The sequence below is a fragment of the Thauera propionica genome, assembly GCF_002245655.1.
Classification (GTDB): domain Bacteria; phylum Pseudomonadota; class Gammaproteobacteria; order Burkholderiales; family Rhodocyclaceae; genus Thauera; species Thauera propionica.
In genome coordinates this window covers 1-5,893 of sequence record NZ_NOIH01000045.1, presented here as the reverse complement: position 1 = coordinate 5,893, position 5,893 = coordinate 1, and the positions used below count along the sequence as shown (strand labels likewise).

The 5,893-nt window shown below is 63.7% G+C and carries 8 protein-coding genes and 1 pseudogene; 1 reads left to right on the top strand and 8 read right to left on the bottom strand.

What is annotated here, in order from left to right:
* Positions 1 to 850: IS3 family transposase (locus CGK74_RS18445; RefSeq protein ID WP_240498786.1), on the top strand; the 850-nt coding region annotated here is incomplete at its 5' end.
* 76 nt (positions 851 to 926) lie between these two features.
* Here CGK74_RS18445 and CGK74_RS18440 read toward each other — a convergent pair.
* The 8 genes and pseudogenes from CGK74_RS18440 to CGK74_RS18400 all read right to left on the bottom strand — a co-directional run.
* On the bottom strand, positions 927 to 1,430 hold the full coding sequence (locus tag CGK74_RS18440; RefSeq protein ID WP_094269818.1) for a CIA30 family protein: 504 nt from the start codon (positions 1,428 to 1,430) through the stop codon (positions 927 to 929).
* Positions 1,431 to 1,674: 244 nt separating this feature from the next.
* A complete protein-coding gene (locus CGK74_RS18435) occupies positions 1,675 to 2,520 on the bottom strand; it encodes a toll/interleukin-1 receptor domain-containing protein (protein ID WP_094269817.1) in 846 nt (281 codons plus the stop codon).
* Positions 2,521 to 3,003: 483 nt separating this feature from the next.
* Positions 3,004 to 3,588 carry a class I SAM-dependent methyltransferase gene (locus tag CGK74_RS18425; protein ID WP_094269816.1) on the bottom strand — a complete coding sequence of 195 codons (585 nt, stop codon included), beginning with the start codon at positions 3,586 to 3,588 and terminating at the stop codon, positions 3,004 to 3,006.
* A gap of 7 nt (positions 3,589 to 3,595) precedes the next feature.
* Positions 3,596 to 4,060, bottom strand: coding sequence for a rhodanese-like domain-containing protein (locus CGK74_RS18420; protein ID WP_094269815.1), 465 nt, complete (start codon positions 4,058 to 4,060; stop codon positions 3,596 to 3,598).
* 46 nt (positions 4,061 to 4,106) lie between these two features.
* Positions 4,107 to 4,448: a DsrE/DsrF/TusD sulfur relay family protein gene (locus CGK74_RS18415; protein ID WP_094269819.1), complete on the bottom strand. Its 342-nt coding sequence runs from the start codon at positions 4,446 to 4,448 to the stop codon at positions 4,107 to 4,109.
* Between the two features lie 25 nt (positions 4,449 to 4,473).
* A complete protein-coding gene (locus CGK74_RS18410; RefSeq protein WP_094269814.1) occupies positions 4,474 to 4,914 on the bottom strand; it encodes a hypothetical protein in 441 nt (146 codons plus the stop codon).
* Between the two features lie 48 nt (positions 4,915 to 4,962).
* Positions 4,963 to 5,622: an ArsR/SmtB family transcription factor gene (locus tag CGK74_RS18405; RefSeq protein ID WP_094269813.1), complete on the bottom strand. Its 660-nt coding sequence runs from the start codon at positions 5,620 to 5,622 to the stop codon at positions 4,963 to 4,965.
* Between the two features lie 49 nt (positions 5,623 to 5,671).
* Positions 5,672 to 5,893, bottom strand: a pseudogene (locus tag CGK74_RS18400) (cation transporter); the annotation flags it as partial.

Sequence of the window (5,893 nt, the reverse complement as noted above, 5' to 3'; positions counted from 1 at the left end):
AGCCCTACAGCAGGATTGGCGAACTGCTGCCGCATCGCTGGCAGCCAGCCGTCAGCGTCTGAGCGAAACGGCAAGACGGGTTCGCCGGGCGCTTACCGAGGTCCAGCGCGTGTGGCACGCCAACTGGCAGGTCTATGGTGCAGACAAGGTCTGGCTGCAGATGAACCGTGAGGGCATCCGGGTGGCCCGCTGTACGGTCGAGCGGTTGATGAGGCGCTTGGGGCTTGAGGGGGTACGTCGTGGCAGGAAGGTCCGCACGACGCTTCCCGACGCCTCGGCGCCCTGCCCACTGGACCGGGTCAATCGGGTGTTCAAGGCCCGCCGCCCCAATGAGCTGTGGGTGTCGGACTTCACCTACGTTTCGACTTGGCAGGGGTGGTTGTATGTCGCCTTCGTCATCGACGTGTTCGCCCGGCGCATCGTGGGCTGGCGCGTCAGTCGCACCATGCAGACCGATTTCGTCCTCGATGCGCTGGAGCAGGCTTTGTACGAACGACGGCCCAATGCCAACGACTTGGTCCATCACTCGGACCGAGGCGCTCAGTACCTGTCCATCCGCTACTCCGAGCGGCTGGCCGAGGCTGGCGTTAAACCGTCGGTGGGCAGTCGTGGTGACAGCTATGACAACGCACTGGCCGAGACCATCAACGGCTTGTACAAGACTGAGCTGATTCACCGCCGCGCGCCCTGGAAGAGCAGGGAATCGGTGGAGTTGGCCACCCTGCAATGGGTGCACTGGTTCAACCACACCCGACTGCTCGAGCCGATTGGTTATATTCCACCGGCCGAAGCTGAGGCAAACTACTTCCGGCAACTCGCCGAGAAGACAGAGACCGCAGTCTTAACTTAAACCAACCGGCCTCCTCGAAACCCGGGGCGATTCAGTTAGGTTTGGCCTGTCAGGGCGATCTGCGCCGGAGCCAGGCTCACTCGCGCCGCGCCCAGATCCCTTGGATCGCCAGCTCGAAGCCCCCGAACTGGCGATCCGCGATCATCAGCCCGACTTGTTCGATACGCGCACCGCGCAGCGCCGGCGCGTCGGGGATCATCCGACCGCGCCAGGTCGGCTGGAAGTCAGCCAAGGCCAATTCCTGCCGGGTCCAGATACCGGCGGGGGGCGCGAAGGCGGCTTGGTAATTGATACCATCGAAGCCGTGATCGATGCGCAGGTTTAGCTTGTAGCGGCGGCCGTCCCCGCGCACGACGAGCTCAATGGCGTCGATGTCCCCTGCCGCCAGCGGTGAAACCGATGCACGCACCGAGGCGAACCCGCCGTTGTTGTCCGGCGCAACCTGCCCGCTGAACACGGCATGACCGGCCGGATCGAAACGCAGGGCGCTGCGCGACACACCGCCCATGACGCGATCGTCGATGGCGGACCAGGGGGCGACAGCTTCAGGGCGATCGAACAGGAAGAGCGTTTCGGGCATGGCGGGATTATCGCGTCGACGGTCGGCATTGCGATGTGCAGCGGAATTCTGAGGCGCGTGGCCGAGTACGGACGCCAGTCGCTCGCGACCGACTAGTCCTCTAAGTCACGATCGCTTGATCTGGCGGTATTAACAACTCCCCTGCCAGACTCGACCCAACTGGACTTTCACTACTCCGGCGTTTCATCGGCAGGTTTCTGTCAGGCGACGGCGAGCGGCAGCTTCTCCATCCAGCGAGCTGGAGCTACCGACGCATTAGTGCAACGACGCGCTCCAAACCGGCCGCTTCGTGCTCGCCGACGCAGTCGATGACTTCGAAATCCCGGAGTGCAGCGGCCGTGCCAGTCACGGAGTCGCCCATCAGCGCGACAAGCTGCGGTCTGCCTACCGACCGATGAAGCTTCGTCGCCACATCGATCTCGAACTGCACCCACCGGCTCTCCAAAGCGCCAAGCGAGAGGGCCACGATGAAGACATCGCACATACCGATGCTGCGCCGCAAATGATCAGCAACAGTCCGATCGCCGATGAGGGAATCGCGACCGAACCAACTGGCGAAGGGCATGAGCCAGTGCGGGATGTTCGCGCGCTGAAGGCCCTCGGCGACACGTCCGGCGAGCGCATCGTCTGACGAGGCATAGCTGACAAAGCACGTTCGCTTGGTCGCGTGGTGGGGCATGAGCCCGGGGCGCTCGTCGTCGTCGGACCATTGAAGGCACTCCAGATACTTTGCCTCGTCAAGCTGCGCAGCGAAGAAGCTCACGTGCCTGAGACCGGTCATGTACCAGACGGCACCCCGCAGGTCCGCATGGGCAAAACAGCATTGATACAGCGACGCCTTGGATAAGTCGGCGTTGACGCACACCGCACCCGTCAGGTCGACTCCATCCAGGGCTGCATGGTCCAAATACGCATCGCTAAGGTCGGCGTGGGCCAGGTTTACATTGCTCAGTGTTCTTCCGCTCAGGATCGCATGGCGGAGTGAAGCGTGTTCGAAGTAGCGCTCACCGCTCGCGTAGCGAGCCAGAAGCTCCTCGTGTCCAACAGGCGGTATGTAGCCTTGAGGCTTGCGGTACTTGAACTGGGGCATCGGCGGCCTCCAGGGCTGACTTCGCATCAGTGGCGCTCGAAATTCCACGCATTCGAATTGGACTATAGACCTTGCGTGTCGCTGTGAGCCGTCCTCTCAAGTTGCACGTGGTCCGATAATCCCGGGGCAGGTCAACTGCTCGGCCACGCCAAACTTGAGGCGACTGTGCGGTACTTGGGCATCGAGGTCGATGATGCCTTGGAGATCTCTGAGCAGATTGAGATCTGAACCCGGCGCGGCTACCCGCCACGCACCTTTTGCCGGCGGGCGGCTGCTTACGGTGATGATGCCCAGAGGGTACTATCGGCCAACTGCTGCCATACCTTGTGTCAGCAGAGCCGTCATTCGAGCGACCGGTGAGCTCCGAAAGCCTCCTGGTGTGCGAACGACGCGGCCCGTGCCTTCGCGAAGTTTACGTCGCGTACGAAGCTGGAACGGCCTCGATCAAAGGCTGCTCAGCGTCGAAGAGCTTGGTAATGGAATTCAGTCTGCTGCACGTGTTGCCAGTATCCCGAAGTGATACGGTGCAGCGGCCGCCAGTCCCACTTGAACGACTGAATCGAACCCAGTCCCAGTCAACCAGCTTGCACATTGTTCCGGTCTGGGTCGGATAGCTAGTGGCGGCCCACGTGGTGTTTCGATGTCGCTGCGCCAGTGAATCACCGACAGCGTGCCGCCGGGTTGAAGCGTGTGGTGGGCTTCGCGCAGCAGGGCCAGCGGGTCTTCGATGTGCAGCAGGTTGAAGACCATGACGTGCCCCTGCGAACCAGCTGACACGCCCGTGCCGTGCTCGACGAAGTCGCGCACCTCCGCATGGACATTCACCAGTCCTGCGGCTTGTGAACGTTGCGCGACAAGGCTGACCATCTCCGGCTCGATGTCGAGCGCAGTCATCTTGCCACGCGTGCGGCATGCCGCTGGCAAGGTGAACGTGCCGTAGCCGCAGCCAAACTCGAGCACATTACAGCTGCTGTTTTGCGGCAACCGGAGCCGATCCAGGACGGCATGAGGATCAAAGAACGAGGCCCAGTACGCCTCGTCCGGCATGCCGCTCTCGCGCCCTTTCATGAATGCCTCAGTGCTTCGCCTGACCGGCCGCCTTGCTCGCCGCGTCGAAGCCGCCTTTGGCCTTCCATTCCTCGAAGCCGCCCTGCAGTATGCGGACGTTCTCGTAGCCCGCGACCCGCAGCGCAAAGCCGGCCTGGGCGGACAGGCTGCCGGTGTTGCAGTAGATCAGCACCGGCTTGTCGCGCGGGATGCTGTCACGCTCGGCAAGCACCCGCCGCCATTCGAGATTGACGGCACCAGGGATGTGGTCCTTGGCGAACTGGCCGGCATCGCGCGCATCGATGACGTGAAAACGCGGCCAGTCCTCGCGCGGAATCTGCTCGGCGAAGATGACGCCGCCGCCATACTCGACGAAATCCAGGTAGCCGGCCATCTCATCGACGGCCTGCTCGTTGGCCTGCGCGTTAGCGATAGCCGGTGAGGTGATGACGGCCAGGGCTACGGCGGTCGCGCGGATTAGCCTGAAGGGCATGTTGTTTGTCTCCGTGAGTTCGTCTGCGGGCTATGGGTGGGAACGATCAGAACACCAGCACCTTGTCGGCGGCGGCCGTCCAGTCCGCCAGCTCCTTGAGGGTGCTGCGGCGCGCATTGGGCACGACGTCCTCGTCGGCATAGCCGCGCGCGTCCATGCAGGTGCCGCACAGGGCCACCTCGCCACCGACCATGCGCACCATGTCGCCGGCGTTGTAGTAGCCCTCGGGCACCTTCTGCCCGACCTTGGCACAGGCCACCGCATCCCCCATCAGGAAGACGCGCACGGTCTCGCCGTCGAGCTTGCCCAGCGCACGCGCAAGGCGCAGGCCGTTGTAGCTGCGCTCGGTGCCGTAGGGGCCGTCGTTGAGGATGAAGAGCGTGTTCACGGTCACCTCCTTGCTGCGTGGGCGCCTACTTGCCGCCCGACTTGATGGTGGCCTTCAGTGCGTCGAAGTCGCGGCGCACGGTGTCCTGGAACAGCAGTCCGGACTTGTCCTGCTTGGCCACACCCTCGAGATCGAGCACGTCGGCGACGATCTGGTAGCTCGCTGCGCCGTTGTGTTCCTTGCCGTCGGCGACGATCAGCTGGTTGCCGTAGAACACGGCCGGCGCGGGCAGTCCCTGCGCCAGGCTCGAGGGCAGCAGCTGGATGGGCACGCGGTAAGTGTTGGCCACTTCGGCCGCAACCTGCAGGTTGCCGTTGCAGCGCTGGCCGGGCGGATCCTTGGCAATGAAAGTCAGCACCTTCTGGCCGGCGGCTGTCTGGGCGCCGGGCACGGCCATCGATACGTCGGCCGCGATGGCCGACAGGCTGAACAGGGCGCCCAGCAGGGTGAATCCGATACTTCTCATGCGATGTCTCCTCGCTTGTGTCGTTTGTTGTGGTGAAGGTTGAATGAATCAGCGCTCGACAGGCAGCCCCCCCGCCTGCCATTCGGTGACGCCGTCGGTGATCTTGTGTGCGGTGAAGCCGCGCTCGCGCAGCAAGGCGACCGCCTCGTCGGACATGACGCAGAACGGGCCGCGACAATAGGCGACCACTTCCTTGCCTGACGGCAATTCGGCCAGTCGCTTTTCCAGTTCGCCGAGCGGCATCGAGCGCGCGAACGGCAGGTGCCCCGCTGCGTACTCGGATTCGGGCCGTACGTCGATGACGACGATGTCGCCGCTGCGCGCCTTGGCGAGCAGGGACTCGCGACTCTCCGCACTGAGCAGATCGGGGGCGGCGCTCATCTGCTCGAGCGCGAGGCGCAGTTCGAGCAGATGAGCCTCGGCCACGTCGCGGACGTTGAGCCACAACTCGGCGACGTCCTGTCCGCTCAGGCGGTAATGGATGAACTTGCCCTCGCGCCGGTTCTCCACCAGGCGCGCTTCACGCAGTGCCTTGAGATGGGCGCTCGCCAGACGCATGTCGATGCGTGCCTGCTGGGCGAGCGTCTCTACCGTCTTCTCGCCCTGGGCGAGTAGTTCGATCAGCTCGAGCCGCTTCGGGCTCGACAGCGCCTTGCCGATGCGGGCGACGTGTTCGTAAAGGGAGGATTTGGTGATGTTGGGTTCCATACGCACACTCTAACAAGCGTGCGTATGTTTGCAAGTGGTGCGCTCGGTGCTATGGATGAACCTGCTCCGAATCGACCATGTCGCGTCGGGCGTGGGCGATGATGAGCAATCCCGACCACAGCGCGAGCCCCGACATCACCAGCGCGACGATGAGGTCCGGCACGGCGCTGCCGGTGCCGAAGACGCCTGCCGCCGCGAGGATGACCGCGAGATTGCCGATGGCATCGTTGCGGCTGCATAGCCACACCGACCGCATGTTCGCGTCACCCGC